Genomic DNA, 21569 nt, shown 5'->3' with positions numbered 1-21569 from the left:
TAAAACTCTGCAATTAAATGGTCTTTCTATTAATAAACTCAAAATAGGGGTTGCTATTTTTGAGATTTATACTATTCCTTGAGCTAACATAGCTTCTGCAACCTTTATAAAACCAGCTATATTAGCACCCATTAATATATTTCCAACTTCACCATACTCTTCAGCTGCATTTTTAGAATTTTTATAAATATTTATCATTATATCTTTAAGCTTTGAATCTACTTCTTCAAAGCTCCAAGAAAGTCTCATACTATTTTGTGACATTTCAAGAGCTGAACAAGCAACTCCGCCAGCATTTGCAGCCTTTGCTGGTCCAAACATAACTCCAGATTTTTGGAATAATTCTATTGCTTCTAAATCTGTTGGCATATTTGCTCCCTCAGATACAACTTTTACTCCATTCTTAATTAATATTTCTGCTGACTCTTTATCTATTTCTCCTTGAGTTGCACAAGGAAGTGCTATATCACATTTTATCTCCCAAATCCCTCTAAATCCTTCTACGTATTTAGCATTTGGTACGTAATCTAAATATTCTTTAATTCTTCCTCTTTTTACTTCTTTTATATTTTTAATTATATCTAAATTTATTCCATTTTCATCATATATATATCCATTTGAATCGCTTAAGGAAACTACTTTTGCTCCTAAATCTGTTGCCTTTTCACAAGCATATATAGCAACATTTCCTGATCCTGATATAACTACAGTTTTATCTTTAAAACTTAATTTATTATCATTTAACATTTCTTCAGTAAAGTACACTAATCCATATCCCGTAGCTTCTTTTCTTGTTAAACTTCCTCCATAAGTAAGTCCTTTTCCAGTCAATACTCCTTGGTCATTGGCATTCCTAATTTTCTTATAGTATCCATACATATATCCTATTTCTCTAGCTCCAACTCCAATATCTCCAGCTGGAACATCTGTATCTAATCCTATATGTTTACATAACTCTGCCATAAAACTTTGGCAAAATCTCATAACTTCACGGTCAGACTTTCCTTTTGGATCAAAATCTGAACCGCCTTTTCCTCCACCTATTGGCAAGCCTGTTAATGAATTTTTAAATATTTGTTCAAACCCTAAAAACTTTATTATACTTTGATTTACAGATGGATGAAATCTAAGACCTCCTTTGTATGGTCCTATTGCACTGTTAAATTGAATTCTAAATCCTCTATTAACTTGAACATTTCCATTATCATCAACCCATGGTACTCTGAAAAATATTTGTCTTTCTGGCTCAACTATTCTTTCTAATATTCCTTCTTCTATATATTCTGGATGTTTTTCGAATACTGGCACTAAAGAATTAAGTACTTCTTTTATAGCATCTAAAAATTCTTTTTCTCCAAAATTTCTTTTTTCAACCTCATTTATAACTTTATTTACATATTCTCTTCCTAACATGTGCCCCAACTCCTTCATCTCTAATAATATATATATCATACATTATCATGGTATTTTTTGCTATATTTTTCTTAAATATTCTATTTAATTATTAATTTAATAATTATATAGTGTATTTTATGTTTTTTTAAAATTTGAAAACATTTTTAAAAGTGTTATTAATCGTCTAATAATTCTTCTCTTAAGATTTATCCCATAAAATTTTTTTTCTATTTTTCTCAACATCTCTTATTATATATTCTATTACTTTAATATTTTTTCCCTTACTATGAATATAAATTGGTATTGCTGTTATAACTCCTACTGAAGTTCCACAAATTATATCCCACATAGTATCATTTAAACTTCCATTTTGGGCATGGAGCCCAAATAAAGAATCTGTTGTAAACTCCCATATTTCCCAAGCCCCTGCAACTGCTGTTGCAAATAAAATAACAAATATAACTGAAGCTAATGGATTAATATCTTTTCTTGATTTTTCATTAGTTAAATATAAAAATAACACATACCCAATTATAGCAATTACAGATCCAGATAATAAATGTAAGAATTTATCATAGTTAGTTATTGAGTAAAAATTCCATACACTTGCTAAATACATTGATAAAAATATAAAAGTCATATTTATATAATATATAGTTTTAGAACCTTTAAGAAAGCTCCTTATATACAATAAATATGCACCTACTATAGTTACAAAAGTAAGTCCTATCCTAAAAAGTTTTTCTTCATCTCTTACTACAAAATAATATATAGCAGTTATTATTAATATAATAGTAAATATAACTGCAAATATAAATTCATTATTATATTTTTTATTTTTCATGACATCACCCCTATAATTTAATATTAAAGCTCTGTTAGATATTTTTGTTGATATGATGGTTGCATAATCACATATAATAGAAATTCTTAAACTAGTGAATTAGTAATGAAGTGACTTTCATATCAACAATTTCCTCTGACACAGTCAATATTAATAATTATAACAAATTATCAAACTTATTTTTATTTTATAAATATTCTTCACTAAATGTTAACTAACGATAAAATTCTTCTTTTTAAATAATATAAATGATGCTAACGCTCCAATAACTAATCCACCTAAATGTGCAAGATTATCTATATTAGGAATAGTTATACCTATAATAACATTTAAACATATTGTTTCTAATATGTTTTTTACATATTGCTTTCCAATCTTGTCTCTTTCCTTTAATCCCAAAATAAGCATTGCTCCTAAAAGTCCAAATATCGCACCTGAGGCTCCCACGGATGGAATATTAGGACTAAACAAGTAACTGAATACAGATCCACCTAAAGCAGATATAAAGTATATTAATATATATCTTTTACTTCCATATACAGCTTCAACTTCTCTTCCTATTATATTCAGTGCACTCATATTAAAGAAAATATGAATTATTCCGCCATGTAAAAATGCTGATGTTAGTAATCTATAGGCTTCCCCACTATTAATTAAATCATTAACTTTTGCACCCATTTCTTTTAAAGTATTATCATCTATATAAATTAAATGTTTAGATTTAATAACTTCAATTAAAAACAATAAAATATTTACAATAATAATAGTGTATGTAACTTTATATTCATTAAAACTTATCTTTCTTTTTTTATCTATATTTGATATATAGTCTACTATAGGTATAAATCCTTTAGCACCCTCACTGCAATATAATACTTTTTTTTCTTTTAAAGAAAAGATTAATTTATTGTAATTACTTTCTTCATGATTTGTATAATCTTTAGAAGTTAATATTATTAAATTTAAAATAAAAGGCTTATCTAATGATTTTGATAGATATTCTCTTGCCTCATTTAAATCTACTTCCTCATCAGAATCTTTTACTACTATAACTGCAACAACTGTTTCTTCTAAATCTAATAATCCTATCCATTTATTTTTATTATGAAAATCACTGTGATAATCCCTCATAAAAAATTTTAGTTCTTTAGTTAATAAGTTAAAAAATACTTTTTCAAACTTCTCCACCTTCATTCCCCCTTATAGCTAATTAATAAGCAATTGATAAAACTACTTACCAATTGCTTATATAAATAAGATATATAATTAATTAATTTCCTTCTCTAGCATATCTAAAAGTTCATTAAATCTATCTATAGTTGCTTCTAAAGGTTTGGAAGTTGTCATATCAACTCCGGCTTTCTTTAAAATTTCTATTGGATAATCACTTCCACCACTCTTTAAAAATTCAATATATTTTGGAACAGCCTCTTCTTTTCCTTCTAATATTGATTTTGCAAATGCTGATGCAGCTGCATATCCAGTTGCATATTGATAAACATAGAAATCTGAATAAAAATGAGGTATTCTAGCCCATTCAATATCAATTTCTTCATCTACTATCATACCTGGTCCAAAATACTTAACATTTAAGTCATGCCACTTCTGATTATAGTCTTCTGCAGTTAAAGATACTCCACTTTCCAAGCTTTCATGAGTATATAATTCAAACTCTGCAAACATTAATTGTCTAAATACCGTTGTTCTTATTTGCTCTAGTTCTTGATTTATTAAGTATAGTTTTTTCTTTTTATCAGTTTCCTTATTTATTAAATAATGGATAAGAAGTGCTTCATTTGTAGTTGATGCTACCTCTGCACAAAATAATGTATACCCTGCATAAATATATGGTTGCTCTTTTCTTGAATAGTAAGAATGAATAGAGTGGCCCATTTCATGAGCTAGAGTTGAGACATCATGTAATTCATAATTATAGTTTAATAAAACATATGGCATTGTTTTATATCCACCCCAAGAGTATGCTCCACCTCTTTTTCCTTTATTTTGATATATATCTATCCAACCATCTTTAACACCATTTTCAAATATGCTTAAATATTCTTCTCCTAATGGTTTTAATCCTTCTAGAACCATATCTACAGCATTATTAAACGCTATATGTTCCTTTGGTATTTCTATAACTGGCACATATAAATCATACATGTGCATTTCCTCTAATCCTAGTAATTTCTTCTTTAAATCAACATATCTATGTAAAGATTTTAAATTTTCATCTATAGTTTTTATAGAATTCTTATAAACCTCTACTGGTATATCATTTGGTTTTAACGATGCTTCTAATGCTGAGTTATACTTTCTAACCCTTGCACTAAAATTGAAATTTTTTATAGAGCTTGTTAAAGTAGTTGCAAATGTATTTTCTAAGCCTTTATATTGATTAAATAATATTTTAAATGCTTCTTCTCTAACTTTTCTATTCTTACTTTTTATAAAGCCTGAATAATTTCCTTCAGTTAACTGAACCTTCTCCCCATCTTCATCTACTATATCTCCAAACTTCATATCTGCATTAGTTAACATATTATGAATTGAATGTGGTGCATCTAAGCAATCTGAAACTGAAGCTAATAATTCCTCTTGTTCTTTACTTAATATATGAGGCTTTTCTTTTAAAATATCCTCAAACATAAAATTATACATTTTTAACTTTTCATTACCATTTATTATATTTCTTATAAGTTCATCATCCAATGATAATATTTCTGGAACAAAATAAGCTGTATATGAGGCAAATTCTGCCATATAAGAATCTACCTTATTCATCATAGCCTGATATTTAGAATTAGATGTATCTTCATCAGATTTTAAATGAGCATAAACATAAACAATTTCTGCTTTTATTCCTAAGTCAACATATTTTTCTAAGTACTCTAAAATATTTTCATCATTATTTAATTTACCTTCGAAATTTTTAAGGGATGGCGATTCTTTTTTTAATTCTTCAAATGCCTCTTCCCATTCCTCATCACTTGAAAAGATTTTATTAACTTTCCACTTATATTTTTCTTCTATTTCTTCTCTCTTTTTTAATACCTTTGATTCACTCATAATTTTTGCCTAATATCTTAGGCCCTCCTTTCTAATTATATTCTTCTTCCTTGCCTTCAATATCTTTAAAAGCATTTTCCATAGACTCTTCTATTAAATCTACACATTTTGATATTCTTTCCTTTATAAGCTCGTAATCATCTACATAATTAAATTTTATTAAAAAAGTAGGATTATATTCATCTAAAAGATCCTCTATTTCAAATTCTTCTTTTATAAAGGAATCATAATTAAAAACATCATATATTGCTGAGTATTCCCATTCTTCTACATCTTTATTTGTATCAAAATATAAATTTACAATTCCATCTAAAACAAAAAGTTTTTTTACGTATAAAGCTCCTTCTGAAACTTGAAAACTGCCTAATTCCTTTGTTATAAACCCTGTCTTCTTATCCTTTTCCATTAATACTAAACTTGAAAAATCCATATATATTCCTCCAACCTATTTACTTTAGTTTTATGTAACTTACCTATATTATATGTTTTATCCATAGAATAAAGCAATATATGTATTTATTTAGTGGTAATTTATTCTACATGCATGTTTCAAAATACCTTATTTCGGTAAGAATACCAATAAGAAAAAATTTAGGCTTTGTTAGAGGAAAATGTCTAAAAGAGCCAAAAATCAAATTTAATATTAATTTAATTTTTATGTTTAAAAGTAATTCTTGCAAATTATTTGCATTTTCATATATAATAAGTCTAGAATATTTAGGAGATGATTTTTAAATGATTAATATAAAAGACTTATGTTTTTCATATTCTAATAAACCACCATACTTACTTAATAATATAAATTTAAATATACCTAAAGGTATATATTTATCTATAGTTGGTGAAAATGGAAGCTGTAAAACAACCCTTATTAAATTAATACTTGGATTATTAAAACCAACATCTGGGTTAATTGAAATAAAAACAGACTCAATTGGATATGTACCTCAAAGGCTAGATTCTTTTAACTCTCAGTTTCCAATTACAGTTAGAGAAGTATTGTCATGTCATAAAAAGACATTGAAAAATAGCGATATAGATATATCTAATATACTTGAAAGTGTTAATATGCTCAATTATGAGAATAGATTATTAGGAATGTTATCTGGGGGGCAACAACAAAGGGTTCTTGTAGCTAGAGCATTAATGGGAAATCCTGATATTATTATTCTTGATGAACCTTCTACTGGAGTTGATGAAGCAAATCAAATTGAAATATATAGTGTTTTAAAAAAGTTAAATGAAGTTAATAAAAAAACTATTATATCAATAGAACATAATATAGATATTGCTTTAAATAATTCTACTCATATACTTAAAGTTAATAGTGGAGAAATTTCATTATTTACAGTTGAAGAATATAAAGAATTTAGAAATAAAAATTTAAAATTAAATGATGCTATTTAAGTTTATTATATTAGAAAGGTAGATTTTATGTTTCAATTAGATTTTATGCAAAATGCCTTTATGGCTGGCTTTATAATATCAATACTCTGTCCTTTTATAGGACTTTTTTTAGTCCTTAGACGTTATTCCATGATTGGTGATACCCTTTCTCACTCTTCCTTTGCTGGAGTTGCTATAGGATTAGTTATAGGGGTAAATCCTTTAATAACTGCTTTCTTGTTTACAACTTTTTGTGCAATAATTATAGAGTTACTAAGAGGTTATTACAAAAAATATGCTGAACTTGTAATGTCATTAGTATTAACTTTTAGTTTAGGAATTGCAATAATTTTAATAAGTAGTGGAAAAGCTTCTGCAAAGGTAAATTCCTTTCTATTTGGAAGTATCCTTACAGTTTCTAGAGAAGATATTCTACTAATACTAACAGTTGGAATAATATGCTTATTATCATTGATTTTTCTTTATAATAAACTTATATATATAACTTTTGATGAAGAAGGAGCAAAAACCTCTGGTATAAAAGTAAAATTGATAAATTATATTTTTACTATCTTAGTAGGTGCTACAATTTCTATGTCAATACGAGTAATGGGAATACTTGTTATTTCATCTATAATGGTAGTTCCAGTAGCTACTGCTATGCAGTTAAAAAAAGGCTTTAAATCAACATTATTATACTCTATACTTTTTGGAATGATTGACATTATGCTGGGTTTATTCCTATCTTATTATATAAATAGTGCTCCAGGGGGTACAATTGCACTTACATCTGTATTTACTCTTATTATAGTTATAATTATTAATAAATTTTTTAACTTTAAATAATGTAAACAAAAAAGTTTAGGCTTTACTATTAAAACCTAAACTTTTTTTATTTACCCTTTTTACATTTATCACAAATTCCATTAAGCTCTAATTTGTGCTCAGTTAGACTAAACCCAACTTGAGCTTTTATAGCCTCTTCTATTTCTTCCATTGGACATGGTATTTCTACAGACTTATGACATACATCACATTTTAAAGTATGTTTATGGTTTTCTCTTTTAAGGATATATATTGCAGGTCCGTCTATATTTATCTTTTTTATTATATTCTTTTCTTCTAACAACTCTAATGTCCTATATATAGTACTAAGATTTAAATTTTCATTTTGATTTTTACATTCACAATATATATTTTCTGCTGAAAGCCCCTTATCAGAAGACTCTATTATATTTAAAATTGAAATTCTTCCTGCTGTGACCCTAATTCCATTTTCTTTCAAATAAATTTCCCAGCTCATTTTATTCTCCTAACGTTCTAACTTTTATATAATTATATCACTAATATTCTACATATTAAATATTAAAAAAATATCATTTTAAATCCTAATGCTAATAGTATTAATCCACCTAACAAATTTGAATATTTGCATATAAAATCAACTTTTCTGGCATATCTACACATAAAAAATCCTGTTGTGCATATTATCAAAGATATTAATCCAACTAAAATAGCATAAGTTAATAACAATAATGAGTAAACTTCATGAAAGGCTGTAAATCCAACTACTAAAGCATCAATATTTACTGACATACCTAAAATTATATACATTGATTTCTTTATTAAAATATAATCATCTTTATTATCCTTCTTAAAGTATTCTAATATCATTATTATCCCTACTAATACAACTACGACTCCACATATCATATGAGGAATGGCTACAATATATGTATCAAAAAACTTTCCCCCTATTCCTCCTAACAATATAAATAAAAATTGAAAAAATGCAAATGAAATTATAAACCCTATTTTATTTCTTCTTTTTAATATAGGATTTATACCTAAAGTTATACTAACTCCAAGTGCATCCATAGCTAAAGCTATACCTATTAAAATCACTTCTCTCAATTCCATATTATAGAAACCTCTCCAAATTATATAATTATACTTTATATATAATTATAAAGTGTAGTATTTATGTATTATTTTTTTTAAATAAGTACTTTTAATATGACAAATTTTATTGTATATTATTAAATAGAGTATATAATATATTAAAAAGTATATCATATTTTGTAATTTTATATAAAGGAGAGTAACTTAATGGCGAATTGTATAATTGCTCAATCTGGAGGTCCAACATCTGTTATTAATTCTAGTGTGGTAGGTTTGTTACATGCAAATAAAGATTTAGGTTCATTTGATAAAGTTTTTGCAGGTTTAAATGGAATTGAAGGAATATTAAATGGAAATATAATAGAATTATCTTCCTTCTCAGAGGATGAAATAAATGCATTCAGATACACACCATCTTCTGGTTTAGGTTCTTGTAGATACAAAATGAAAAACTTAGAAGAATCAAGTGAAGAATACGACAAACTTTTAGATATATTAAAAGTAAATAACATAGAAGCATTTTTTTATGTGGGTGGAAATGATTCAATGGATACCATTGCTAAACTAGGTAAATATGCTAAACAAACTGGAATAGATATAAAATTTATAGGTATTCCCAAGACAATAGATAATGATTTAATGTACACCGATCATACTCCTGGCTTTGGTAGCGCTGCAAAGTTTATTTCTACAACAGTACTTGAAACATATTTAGATTCATCAGTTTACATAAATAACGGAATATTTATTCTAGAAACAATGGGTAGAGATACAGGCTGGCTTGCTGCATCTTCTTGTATAGCTAGACTAAATGGAGAATCAGTTGCAGATTTTATATATTTACCTGAAGTTGCTTTTAGTACAGAACAATTTCTTTTAGATGTTAGAAAAAAATTTAAAGAAAAAAATAAAGTCTTCATAGTAGTTTCTGAAGGATTACGAAATTCTGATGGAAAATTTATAACTGAAGTTGAAAAACAAGCTCATGATAAGTTTGGACATGCTCAACTTGGAGGTGTAGGCTCCTATCTTAAAAACTTAATAATACAAGCTGGTATAACCTCTAGAGTTAAGTCTTTAGAACTAGGTGTATTGCAAAGATGTGCAATTCACTGTGCTTCAGATATTGATTTAGAAGAAGCCTTTGAAGCTGGTTACTCAGCATTAAAATTTGCACTTGATGGAAATAGTGGATATATGGTTGGAATAAAAAGAGAATCTAATTCTCCTTATAAATCATCTCACTTTCTTGTAGACGCAGATAAAATAGCTAATAATGTTAAATACTTCCCTAAGGAATTAATTAATGATGAAGGAAATCATATAAAAGAAGAAGCTTTAGAATACTTCTTACCACTTATTTCTGGAACGCCTTCATTAGTTTTAGATAATCACTTACCAAAATTCAAAACAATTTGTAAATAAACTAAAGAAAAACAGGTAATCTATATTGCCTGTTTTTTTATATTCAATAATATTAACTTTTATATCAAGTACAAATTTAATATAAATTTGCAATTTGCTTAGCCTAATACCTTAGAGTATAATAAAATTGGAATTATGAAATTTAGTAAACTTTATATAGATTTAATATCACAAGATAATACTAGGAGGATAAAATGATAGTTTTAAGTTGCAAAGATATATCGAAAAGTTACGGAATACGAGATGTATTAAAAAACATTACATTTTCAATTAATGAAGGAGATAAAGTTGGAATTATCGGAGGTAATGGAGAAGGAAAATCCACCTTATTTAAAATAATATCTAAGGAAATATCGCAAGACTCTGGTGAAATATTTATAGATAAAAATAGAACTATCGGCTATTTAACACAACATGTTGATTTAGACTTAAATAATACTATATATGATGAAATGAACTTAGTTTTCAAAGAAATTATTGATATTGAGAATAGGCTACATACTCTAGAGATAAAGATGAGTGAACCTTATGATGAGAATAATGCAGCATATCATGAAAAAATTATAAAAGATTATACTACACTTCAAGATTTATATTCTCATAAAGGCGGCTATACATATAAAGGTGAAATTTCAAGAGTATTAAAAGGACTAGGATTTTTAGAAGATGACTTTTATAAAACTATAAATACCCTTAGCGGAGGTCAAAAAACTAGAGTTGCACTTTGTAAGCTTCTTTTAAAGAATCCTGATATAATTTTACTTGATGAACCAACTAATCATCTTGACTTAGAAGCTATTGAATGGCTTGAAGAATATTTAAAAAATTATAAAGGAACTGTTTTAGTTATATCACATGATAGATTCTTCTTAGATGCTGTTACAAACAATACCTTTGAAGTTATTAATGGTCATGTTAATTGCTATAATGTTTCTTACACTAAATTCATTGATCAAAGAAAGAAAAATTATGAAGCTCAACTTAAAGCCTATAACCTTCAGCAAGCTGAAATAAAAAGACAAGAAGCAATAATAGAAAAATTTAGAAGCTTTAACAGAGAAAAAAGCATAAGAGCTGCTGAAAGTAGAGAAAAGGCTTTAGATAAAATGGAAAAACTAGATGAACCTGATAAAGAAAAGGAAGCCTCTAAAATTAAATTTGAAACTTCTGTAAAAAGTGGTCATGATGTTCTTCATATTGAGAATCTATCTAAAAGCTACGGAGATAATAAACTATTTTCAAACCTTAATTTAGATATTAAAAGAGGTGAAAAAGTAGCTTTAATCGGAGAAAATGGTCGTGGCAAAACAACACTTTTCAAAATAATCTTAGATAACTTAGATCCTGATAATGGCAAGGTTATTCTTGGTACAAATGTAAATGTTGGATATTATGATCAAGAACAATCCGATTTAAATTTAGATAAAACTATATTAGATGAGGTATGGGATGAATTCCCTAATTTAACTACTTCCAAGTTAAGAGGTGCATTGGCATCATTCTTATTTACTGGTGATGATGTTTTCAAAATAATAAATACTCTTAGTGGCGGAGAAAAGTGTAGAATTAATCTATTAAAGCTCATGTTATCAAGATCAAATTTATTATTGTTAGATGAACCGACAAACCATCTTGATATAATGTCAAGAGAAGCACTTGAAGATGCTCTTTTAAGCTATGATGGTACATTAATGGTTATATCTCATGATAGATACTTCTTAAATAAAGTAATTAGTAGAATACTTGAACTTAATGAAGATGGTATTAAAGAGTTTTTAGGAAATTATAGCTATTATCAAGAAAAGAAAATTAATCCTAATAGATTTGAAATTTTAGAAGAATTAGCAAATGGAAAAACTAAAACTCAATTGAAAGATGAAAAAAAGAAAAAAAGAGAAATTGAAAAAGAGGAAAAGGCTTTAAAGCTTAAAATAAAAAAAATTGAAGATGATATAGCAAAAGGGGAAGATGAATTACTTTCTCTTCAAGAGAAGCTTTGCCTTGAAGAAATTTATTCTAATCCATTTGAAAGTGAAAGAGTAAATAAAGAAATAAAAGAGTTAGAAGAAAAAATCGCTCAATTATATGAGGACTGGGAAGATTTTGATAACTAAAAGGGACTGCCTAAAGACAGTCCCTTTATTTTATATAAGATTTCTATATTATCTTTTTCCTGTTGAGCCAAATCCGCCCTCTGCTCTTTCAGTTTCACTAAGCTCTTCTACTTCATCAACTTCAACATACCATACAGGCTTAACTACCATTTGTGCAATTTTCATGCCTTTTTCAACCACAAATATTTCTTTTCCATGGTTTATTAATATAATTCCTATTTCACCTCTATATCCTTCATCTATAGTTCCTGGAGTATTTAAAACTGTAATACCATTCTTTAAAGCAAGTCCACTTCTTGGTCTAACCTGTGCTTCTGTTTGAGGTGGCAGCTCTATCTTTATTCCTGTTTTTATTAATGCCGTTTCTGATGGATTTATTTTTACTTCTTCTACTGAATATAAATCTAATCCAGCATCACCTTTATGTGCATAATTAGGTATTATAGCCTCACTATGTATTTTTTGGACCTTTAGTTTAAATTTATTCATTTGTATTCCTCCCCTAAAAATATTATCTATATTGTAACAAGTTATTCTTATTTATGTCTACACTTATTAAATTTAAAATAAAAAGAGATAAATTTAATCTTTAATTTATCTCTTTTTATAGGTGTATAAATACTTAAACAAATTCTCATCCTATCTTCTATAATAAGCCATCTTTATTCTATTTATTACACATATACTAGAAAACTTATTATTCTTATCTATAGTAACCTCATTCCACGTATAATAGGCAGGCTTCTCAAAGAACCTTCTATCAATTATGGAAATAACTCTATAACAGCCGTTTTCTAAACTATCAAACCTAACTTTTCCCTTTTCATCAGTAATTTTTGAGTCATATAATTTAGGCGATACTCCATTTAATAAATATAAATTAATTCTTGCTCCTTTAAGATCTACTCCATCTTTACTAGCAAGCTTTGATATAACCTCAATAGTTCCTTTTTCTTCTACTTGATTATAGCTATTAAAACCAATATCAGAATCATTCTCTATTTCGGAGTAAATATCACTATATCTTTCTGAATATTTTTCATCATGCCAAATATTTTCACTAAAATTACTTTCTATTACTTTCTTTTCTTCTTCCTTATTACATATGTTGTCTTTATTAATAGTCTCTACAGGTTCTTCATCTCCGAACTCTCCATCAACATTAATAAATAGATTTAAATTTCCACTCTCATCTACTGCATATTGATCCTCTTCGTAATTATTATTTTCGTCACTATGATATTGATCATCTATTGTTATTTTCATATATACCTCCAAAGCATAATATAGTTACATAATATGCTTTGCATTACAATTTGGTGATAAAATTATTTTAATATACAATTATATCATCATATTAACAGCCTCATCAAACTCAATAGGCTTACTAAAATAATATCCTTGTATAACATCACAGCTAATTCTCTTTAAATATTCTAGTTGTTCTTTAGTCTCTACCCCCTCTGCGACTACTAGTAAATTTAAATAATGTGAAAGTTCTACAATACTATTTATTATATAATCACTTTTTTCTTCTATAATTATCCCATCTATAAAGCTTTTATCTATCTTTAGAACATCTATTGGCAAGGTTCTTAAATAACTTAAAGATGAATATCCAGTACCAAAATCATCTAGTGCTAGAGTAACTCCAAGCTTCTTTAACTTTTCTAAAGTATTTATATTCTTTTCAGCTGATTTCATTATTATACTTTCTGTTATTTCAAATTCTATATATTCAGCATCTAAATCATACTTTTTTAATGAATAATATATAAATGATAAAATTTCTTCATCTCTAATTTGCACTTCTGATAAATTAATTGCCATTTTAAATTTTTTATCAGTTTTCAAAGTAAGCTCCTTACACTTTTTAAAACTTTCATCTATAATATACTTCCCTATAGGTATTATAAGCCCTGAATTTTCTGCTATTGGTATAAACTCATTTGGAGATACTACACCTAATTCATTACTATGCCATCTAACAAGTGATTCAAATCCTATTACATCTTCTGTATCAATCTTAACCTTAGGCTGGTACAACAGTTTTATTTCTTCATTATCTATAGCTATTCTTAAGCCTTTTTCAATATTAAACTCTCTATTTAAAATTTCTAATATTCCTATATCAAAAAATTGATATCTATTCTTTCCATTTACTTTTGCAATATACATTGCCATATCTGCTCTCTTTAATAGTATGGCTGTTTCTTTCCCATCTATAGGGTATATACTTACCCCTATACTTAATGTACAAAAAACCTCTTTATCATTTATTATTATTGCTTTGCTTAATTTTTTTATTATATTATCTAAAATAGCTTTAACTTCATGTTTGTTCCTCAAATTATATTGAGCTATTACAAACTCATCTCCCCCATACCTTGCAAAAAGAGAATCTTCTATTTCCATATCATTTATAATTTTTGAAAACTCTCTTAATAATAAATCTCCAACGTCATGCCCGTATGTATCATTAATATATTTAAAATTATCTAAGTCTATAAAAATGAAAGCTATTTCTTCATTTGGATGATTTATTATATGATTTGTAACTTCTCTTACAAAATATCTTCTATTTGGAATTCCAGTTACTTCATCATTAAAGCTTAAATAATTAATTTCTATTTCTTTTTTCTTTCTATCTGTTATATCTGAAAGAGCCCCATAAATAAATAAATCTCCATTTTTCTCTAATGTCTTTTTACCTTTGCTTTGGATCCACACTACTCTATTATCTTTGCTTAATATTCTATATTCAATAGAGTAAAATTCTTCATTCTTTGAATTTATTACTTTTTCTATTTGCTTCTTATAGGTATCTATATCTTCTTCTAATATATATTTTTGCCATTTAGAAGCTGAAATAATTAAATCTCCTTCTCCATTTATGTCTAAATATCTCTTTATGCTATTATCAACTGAGATTATATTTTGATTAACATTCCACCAAAACACTATATCCTTAGACCCTTCTAAAGCTAACCTACTTTTATTTTCTATAAGTTTATTCATATTTTCTATTCGTTTTCTTTCTGTTATATCAACAATAAATCCCGATAAATAGAAAACATTATCTTTTTCTTTTCCCTTTCCCTGAATTTTGACTATTAATTTCTCTCCATTTAAATTTCTAATTGAATGTTCTAAAATAAAATTATCTAATGTTCTATTTGCTATTATATTTTCAATAAATATTCTTATATCTTCTTTTTCATTTTCATCAATAAAAGAAAACCATTGTAAAAAACTTTTTATATCTTCATTAATCTTTAAAATATCTTTTATTTTTTCAGATACATATAATTTTTCATTCTCACTATTCCATTCCCAAATAGCGCCTTCTAATGCATCTACTGCCATTGTATATTTTCTTTTATTAGACTCCGCTAATTTATACAACTTTTTATACTTTCTATTTGTATATACTAATCTAAGCATTAATAACAAAATCATAATAAGAAGTAGAGAAGATATATTTTCAAAATTAATTTGAAATAATATCATAATAAACCACAAGATAGTAAATATGAAAATATAATTTTTTCTTTTTTTCACAAATATCACCAATGCCTTTTCTTTAAAATGGTACTAATAATTATATATTTTATCATATCCTTCCATCTATTAACATATTCCTAATACTATTAAATAATAAAAAAGTGGACATATGTAAGTTTACTTCTTCCGTCACTACGCTCCAAGTCAACGGAAATTTACATATGTCCACTTAAGAACTTAAGGAAAGAAATTATATTTAATTTCCAAATAATAAATATTGTATTCTATAACTTTTTAGGAATACTAGTAATAATGCTATTAATTTTAGGAGGCTAGAGAGTATGAAAGTTAAGATTTTAGAAAAATATTTAGTCACTCTATCCTTAGTTTTAACATTTTCTTTTTCTTTTATAAACGATGTTAAGGCTTTAGATAATAATGAAAAAACATCTAATGAAACTGGAAATGAAAAAATTGTATATCTTACATTTGATGATGGTCCTGGTGGGAGACCAACTATCGAAATTTTAGATATATTAAAAAGAGAAAATGTTCCTGCTACATTTTTTGTTATAGGAGATCAAATAGAAGGTCAAGAGAAAACTATATTAAGAATGAAAAACGAAGGTCATAGCATAGGACTCCATAGTTTTTCTCATAATAGGCAAAAACTTTATTGTAATGATGAAAACTTTTTAAAAGAAATGCTTCGGGATCAGGAAATATTATACGAAGTGACTGGGGAAAAATATAATATATTAAGATTTCCCTTTGGATGTAATAATAACTCTTATAAACTAGATCAAAAGTTAGTAGATTTATTACACAAGAACAACCTCAAGATATATGACTGGAATATCGATAGTGGAGATGGAGCTAATGCTAAATTAGATCCTAAAACTATTTCAAAAAAAGCTTGTACTAATGGTGATAAAAATACAGTTGTTATTTTAATGCATTGTTCACACATAAATAAAAATACTTCTTCAGCATTGCCTTCTATAATTAAGTATTATAAAGATAACGGTTATGTATTTAAAGCAATTGACGAAAGTACACCTGAATTATATAAGATAATAAAAAAATAGTACATTAGCCATAATATGAGCATCTTATATTATGGCTAATTATTTTTTATTATAAAACTATTTACTTATTTGTAAACCGCTAGCTTTTAATGCTATTCCAACTGCCTTATATAGTACTAGTCCTAATAATATGTTCATTATTGAAGCAGGTATAACAACAATAAAAACTAAACTATTAAATGAACCTGGTAATCCTACTAATATACTTGCTGATCCCAAAAATACTAATCCACTTAATATAGTTCCAAAGCTTAAAGCTAGTACCATTTTTATATTGTTATTTACTCTAGTTCCCATAACTTTAAACATAAAGTAAATTACATTTGCAGTTACTATTTTGTCTATAATATTAGGTAACTGACCTCCAGGGAACTTAGTAGTTAATGCTGTTAATACCCCTATTATTATACTTGATATTAAAGCGCTTTTATAATCACTATTTATTATTATAATTATAAATAACATTGCCAAAGCAAAGTCTGGTTGCATTGGTAATCCTAAAGCTGGTGTAATTTGATGTAATAGAGTTCCTATAGCTATTAATATTGCATTTAACATCATTCTTTTTACATTCATATTTCTATTCATACTAATCTCTCCTAATTTTTAATAATTTATTAAATTAAACTTTTTTATCTCCTCTAGTTCATAACATAATTACCAGCTCCTTTAATTATTAATTTAAATAAAAAAATGCCCTATACAAATTGTATAGGACGATATTACTCCGCGTTGCCACCTAAATTGCTTTTAAAGCCTCTCTCTCAGGTACTAACATACCTTAGTCCTTATATCGCAGGACTTACGGATCAACTACTTTAATAAATTTCGTATCACTCCTCAGAGGCCCATTCACTATTTGCTATAGTACCGAAATCACACCACCTTCGGCTCTCTGAAACCTTACATAATAGTTACTATCCCTCATCAAAGGAATTTTTAATATTGATTTAATACTATACTATGTTATTTTATACTAATTGTCAATAATTTTTAGTGTCTTTTTTCTATTTGGAATTATTATCATAAAAGTAAATAACACTAATAGTAGAACCCCTTTTATTATGCTTGTACCACTTATGCTCCACCAAACACCATTTATTCCAAATGATTCTATATTACTTAATAAAATAGCTAATGGTATTCTTAATCCTGTAAATACTATACTAACCCAAGAAGGCGTTACTGTATTTCCCAGACCTGAAAATGCTCCTGCAGTAGTTATTTCTATACACATAAACAGTTGAGAATATCCTAAAATTTTTAGATATACAGCTCCTTGTGAAATAGCTTCTAACTCTGGTATAAACATCGAGAAAACTCTTTCACCCGCAAAAACTAATAGTATTGTAGAAAAAGTTCCTACTACTATAGCCATAATCATAGTAGCTTTATACCCCTTTAATATTCTATCCCATCTATTTGCGCCATAGTTTTGACCAACAAAAGCTGTTAATGCAGCAGCAAACCCCTCCGCTGTCATCCAAGATATTGCTTCTATTTGAGATCCAACTTTTTGAACAGCAATTGAAACTGATCCCCAAGATGAAATAACTCTACCTATTACCATTGCAAAAAAAGCAAACATACAGTTTTGAAGAGCTGTTGGAATTCCTAACTTGCATATTCTATAAATACAAGTTTTATCTATATATTTTTTATTTTTTAAACTTAAACTATATCCATTTTTAATAAAAGATACTATAAAGATAATTGTAACTATTACTTGAGCTCCAACTGTAGCTAAAGCAGCTCCTGCTACCCCAAGCTTAGGAAATCCAAAGAGCCCAAATATCAATATTGGATCAAATACTATATTAAATACCAATCCAATTGTATTAATTAAAAAAGGAATTTTACTACTACCTGAAGCGTTAAAAATCCCCGTAAATAAAGGATTCAAAAAGCTAAATATCATTCCAATAGAAACTATTATTAAGTAGTCTACTGCCATATTTGTTATCCTGAAATCTCCTAAATTAAAGAAACCTATTAACTGATTTCTAAAAGTAATTAATATAGCTGTATAAATTAATGCAATCAACATATTTATTAATAAACTATTATATATAAATTTATTTTTTTCTTTGAAATCTTTTTTACCTATAGATTGAGCCACTCCTACTTCTGCACCTATTTTAGATATAAATACAAGTGAATTTCCAAACCAAGTAAAAAAACCTGCAGTTCCTACTGCTGCAACTGCATCACTACCAATTCTTCCAACCCACATCATATCTATCATATTATAGGCCATTTGTATAAATGATGTTCCTAATATAGGTATAGATAGCTTCAACAATGTACTTGTTATATTTTCTGAAACTAAATCTACTGACTTTTTCATATATGCCCCCTTTAACCTGCTAATACTCAACTTTAAATTATATATTAACTAAAACTTTTTTCAATATTTTTTTGAACAAGTTTTATTTTATAATTAATATTATTAAAATAAAACTATTAAAAAATAAAGGATTACTAAATGTAATCCTTTATTTATTTAACATGCCAATTATATTTTCAAAATGATCAGGTTTGCTATAATAAAACCCTTGTACAGTATCACAATCTATACTTTTTAAATAGTCAACTTGTTCCTTTTCTTCTACTCCTTCTGCAACAACTGTAATGCCTAACTTATGTGATAGCTGAATTATATTTTCAACTATATATCTGCTTTTATCATTTTCAGTCATATCAATAACAAAACTTCTATCAATTTTTAGTACATCGATTGGTAATTTAGTTAAATGGTTTAAAGAAGAATATCCTGTACCAAAATCATCTAAAGCAATAGATGTCCCAAGCTCTTTTATTCTTAGCAAACACTCTATATTTCTATCAACTGATTTCATTATCATACTTTCAGTTATTTCTACCTCTATATACTTAGGTGAAACGTTAAATTCTCTTACTAAAGAGTTAAAGTACTCTATTAAATCATCTTCTCTTAATTGTATTTCAGATAAGTTAACTGCAATTTTAAAATTATCGTATCCTTCTGACAATAAATACTTTACTTTCGCAAAAACTTCTCTTAATACAAACTTTCCTATAGGTATTATAAGTCTAGTGTTTTCTGCAATAGGAATAAATTCGGCAGGACTTACAAATCCTATTTCCTTACTTTTCCATCTAAGTAATGCTTCAAATCCATTTACCTCATCATCTGTAAGTCTAACTTTAGGCTGAAATATTACAAACATTTCATTATTTTCTAATGCTGTTCTAAGGCCTCTTTGAATTGAATAAATTCTATTTATCTCTCTAGATATGTTGTTATTAAACATTTGCCATTGATTTTTTCCATTACTCTTAGCAATATACATTGCAGCATCAGCATTTTTTAATAAGACTTCAAAATCCTCACCATCGTCTGGAAAAACTGCTATCCCTATGCTAGCAGAAGAATAAATACTATTACCATTTATATTATATGGACTTTTTAATATATCCATAACCTTTTTTACTACAATATTTATTTCATTTAGACATTTTATTGATGGCATAAACATTAAGAATTCATCTCCACCAAATCTACATATTAATTTATTATCTGCAAATAGCTTTTTTAAATCCTCAGAGAACTTCTCTAAAAATATATCTCCACACTTGTGACCATAAGAATCATTTATAAATTTAAAATTATCTATATCTATTATTATTAAGGCTCCTCTAGACTCTAATAAAATATGATTTTCAAGCTCTTTTTCTATTATATTTTTAAATCGTTTTCTGTTATTTAATCCTGTAAGTTCATCATAATGAGTTATATATTCTAATTTTAAATGAGTTTCTTTTTCTTTTGTTATATTATGTATATATCCCTCAAACTCTATAAATTCACCATTGCTATTTTTCTTAATTTGTCCTTTAATACTAATCCATACTTCTTCACCAAATGTATTAATTATCTTTATCTCTATTTCTTCTAAATCATTCTCTATAGCATTAATTAAAGTATCAATATAGTCATTATGTAAATATTTTTTAAATTCTTTAAAATCAGTTACAATAAATTCATCGTCCAGCCCAATAATTTCTTTATTATTACCATAAAGCATAATTAAATTTTTTTCTATGTTAGCCGAAATAAATAGTCCCTTAATGGACTTTATAAAAGATTCTTTTGAACTTAATAGCAACTCCTTTTGCTTATCTTTTAAGTCCAAAGAATCTTTACCATCATTATCCAGGGAACCAACATCCTTGTTATAAATCTTTTCCCTAATCATAACTCTTAATCCTTCTCAAAGTATATTTTCTATCGCTTTTTATTTTTAAAACTAACTATTAATTATCTACTTTTACCTTCGAATCATCATTTGATTTTTTTTTATTATCATTAATTAATGTGGCAACTAAAGTAGCTCCTGCTGCCACCAATACTGCTAACTTTCCAAAATTTTTAAGTTTCATAATTCTCCTCCTTAATTATTACTTAAACTGATTTTCATCTTTTATATACTCATACCCTATTTTGTTCAATTTATTTTTTAGTTCTTCTTCAGTTACTCCTAAATCATCACATAATACAGATAAATTAGAGTAAAAATCTCTTAATTTCATATTTACTATACTTAATATGATATTAGGATCCATAGATAAAAAACTTTCTCTATCCATACCATTTCTCCTTTTATCCTTAAAAATTTTATAAATATAAAAAATATAATTTTTATTTATTTGAAATCTTAAATAAAATATAACATATATTTTTTAATAAAAAAAGTGTATTATAAATCTTTTAGTGTATTTATTAAAATACTAACTCTATCTTATTATCGTAATTAAGTATAATTTTTTTATATATTTTATGTATTTTTTATAAAAAGTAAG

The 21569-nt window shown here is 26.7% G+C and carries 20 protein-coding genes and 1 other annotated feature; of the genes, 5 read left to right on the top strand and 15 right to left on the bottom strand.

The window, feature by feature from the left end:
* Positions 1-66: 66 nt before the first annotated feature.
* The 5 genes from gdhA to ACH36K_RS07355 form a co-directional block, all read right to left on the bottom strand.
* A complete protein-coding gene (gene gdhA / locus ACH36K_RS07375; protein ID WP_411170294.1) occupies positions 67-1413 on the bottom strand; it encodes an NADP-specific glutamate dehydrogenase in 1347 nt (448 codons plus the stop codon).
* A gap of 181 nt (positions 1414-1594) precedes the next feature.
* Positions 1595-2239, bottom strand: coding sequence for a hypothetical protein (locus tag ACH36K_RS07370; protein WP_411170293.1), 645 nt, complete (start codon positions 2237-2239; stop codon positions 1595-1597).
* A gap of 210 nt (positions 2240-2449) precedes the next feature.
* Complete coding sequence (locus ACH36K_RS07365) at positions 2450-3427, bottom strand: rhomboid family intramembrane serine protease (protein WP_411170292.1); 978 nt, start codon at positions 3425-3427, stop codon at positions 2450-2452.
* 78 nt (positions 3428-3505) lie between these two features.
* A complete protein-coding gene (pepF, locus tag ACH36K_RS07360; protein WP_411170291.1) occupies positions 3506-5308 on the bottom strand; it encodes an oligoendopeptidase F in 1803 nt (600 codons plus the stop codon).
* A 31-nt stretch (positions 5309-5339) separates the two neighbouring features.
* Positions 5340-5738, bottom strand: a complete 399-nt coding sequence (locus tag ACH36K_RS07355; RefSeq protein ID WP_322379199.1) for a DUF6762 family protein — start codon at positions 5736-5738, stop codon at positions 5340-5342.
* Positions 5739-6043: 305 nt separating this feature from the next.
* On the opposite strand from ACH36K_RS07355, the gene ACH36K_RS07350 reads away from it, so the two are divergent.
* Both ACH36K_RS07350 and ACH36K_RS07345 read left to right on the top strand, forming a co-directional pair.
* Positions 6044-6715: a metal ABC transporter ATP-binding protein gene (locus ACH36K_RS07350; protein WP_411170290.1), complete on the top strand. Its 672-nt coding sequence runs from the start codon at positions 6044-6046 to the stop codon at positions 6713-6715.
* A gap of 27 nt (positions 6716-6742) precedes the next feature.
* Positions 6743-7540 (top strand): metal ABC transporter permease, encoded by a 798-nt coding sequence (locus tag ACH36K_RS07345; RefSeq protein ID WP_411170289.1) that lies wholly within the window; start codon positions 6743-6745, stop codon positions 7538-7540.
* A gap of 46 nt (positions 7541-7586) precedes the next feature.
* Here the strand turns inward: ACH36K_RS07345 and ACH36K_RS07340 are convergent, their stop codons facing one another.
* Both ACH36K_RS07340 and ACH36K_RS07335 read right to left on the bottom strand, forming a co-directional pair.
* Entirely contained in the window at positions 7587-7997 is a 411-nt protein-coding gene (locus ACH36K_RS07340; RefSeq protein WP_411170288.1) for a Fur family transcriptional regulator, read from the bottom strand.
* Between the two features lie 62 nt (positions 7998-8059).
* Positions 8060-8614 (bottom strand): manganese efflux pump MntP family protein, encoded by a 555-nt coding sequence (locus ACH36K_RS07335; RefSeq protein WP_411170287.1) that lies wholly within the window; start codon positions 8612-8614, stop codon positions 8060-8062.
* Positions 8615-8803: 189 nt separating this feature from the next.
* Here ACH36K_RS07335 and ACH36K_RS07330 point away from each other — a divergent pair, with 189 nt between their 5' ends.
* Together ACH36K_RS07330 and ACH36K_RS07325 are read left to right on the top strand one after the other, a co-directional pair.
* The gene (locus tag ACH36K_RS07330) at positions 8804-10021 is read left to right on the top strand and encodes a 6-phosphofructokinase (protein ID WP_411170286.1); all 1218 of its coding nucleotides are present in this window, start codon (positions 8804-8806) and stop codon (positions 10019-10021) included.
* Between the two features lie 194 nt (positions 10022-10215).
* Complete coding sequence (locus tag ACH36K_RS07325) at positions 10216-12135, top strand: ABC-F family ATP-binding cassette domain-containing protein (protein ID WP_411170285.1); 1920 nt, start codon at positions 10216-10218, stop codon at positions 12133-12135.
* A 48-nt stretch (positions 12136-12183) separates the two neighbouring features.
* Here the strand turns inward: ACH36K_RS07325 and dut are convergent, their stop codons facing one another.
* The 3 genes from dut to ACH36K_RS07310 form a co-directional block, all read right to left on the bottom strand.
* Positions 12184-12624 (bottom strand): dUTP diphosphatase, encoded by a 441-nt coding sequence (gene dut / locus ACH36K_RS07320; protein ID WP_411170284.1) that lies wholly within the window; start codon positions 12622-12624, stop codon positions 12184-12186.
* A gap of 150 nt (positions 12625-12774) precedes the next feature.
* On the bottom strand, positions 12775-13401 hold the full coding sequence (locus tag ACH36K_RS07315) for a SpaA isopeptide-forming pilin-related protein (RefSeq protein ID WP_411170283.1): 627 nt from the start codon (positions 13399-13401) through the stop codon (positions 12775-12777).
* A gap of 78 nt (positions 13402-13479) precedes the next feature.
* Complete coding sequence (locus ACH36K_RS07310) at positions 13480-15594, bottom strand: EAL domain-containing protein (RefSeq protein ID WP_411170282.1); 2115 nt, start codon at positions 15592-15594, stop codon at positions 13480-13482.
* 386 nt (positions 15595-15980) lie between these two features.
* Here ACH36K_RS07310 and ACH36K_RS07305 point away from each other — a divergent pair, with 386 nt between their 5' ends.
* Positions 15981-16727: a polysaccharide deacetylase family protein gene (locus tag ACH36K_RS07305; protein ID WP_411170281.1), complete on the top strand. Its 747-nt coding sequence runs from the start codon at positions 15981-15983 to the stop codon at positions 16725-16727.
* Between the two features lie 57 nt (positions 16728-16784).
* Here the strand turns inward: ACH36K_RS07305 and ACH36K_RS07300 are convergent, their stop codons facing one another.
* The 5 genes from ACH36K_RS07300 to ACH36K_RS07280 form a co-directional block, all read right to left on the bottom strand.
* A complete protein-coding gene (locus ACH36K_RS07300; protein WP_411170280.1) occupies positions 16785-17315 on the bottom strand; it encodes a tryptophan transporter in 531 nt (176 codons plus the stop codon).
* Between the two features lie 121 nt (positions 17316-17436).
* Positions 17437-17667 (bottom strand) — a binding site (T-box leader).
* Positions 17668-17703: 36 nt separating this feature from the next.
* Positions 17704-19074, bottom strand: coding sequence for an MATE family efflux transporter (locus tag ACH36K_RS07295; RefSeq protein ID WP_411170279.1), 1371 nt, complete (start codon positions 19072-19074; stop codon positions 17704-17706).
* Between the two features lie 148 nt (positions 19075-19222).
* Positions 19223-20965, bottom strand: a complete 1743-nt coding sequence (locus tag ACH36K_RS07290) for an EAL domain-containing protein (RefSeq protein ID WP_411170278.1) — start codon at positions 20963-20965, stop codon at positions 19223-19225.
* Positions 20966-21023: 58 nt separating this feature from the next.
* A complete protein-coding gene (locus tag ACH36K_RS07285) occupies positions 21024-21149 on the bottom strand; it encodes a hypothetical protein (RefSeq protein WP_411170277.1) in 126 nt (41 codons plus the stop codon).
* Positions 21150-21167: 18 nt separating this feature from the next.
* On the bottom strand, positions 21168-21356 hold the full coding sequence (locus ACH36K_RS07280; protein WP_411170276.1) for a DUF4250 domain-containing protein: 189 nt from the start codon (positions 21354-21356) through the stop codon (positions 21168-21170).
* Between the last annotated feature and the right edge of the window lie 213 nt (positions 21357-21569).

This window comes from Clostridium sp. MB05 (assembly GCF_046581255.1).
In the GTDB taxonomy this organism is placed as follows: Bacteria; Bacillota; Clostridia; order Clostridiales; family Clostridiaceae; genus Clostridium.
Note: the sequence above shows the minus strand (reverse complement) of the source record. Positions and strands in the feature narration are given on the sequence as shown.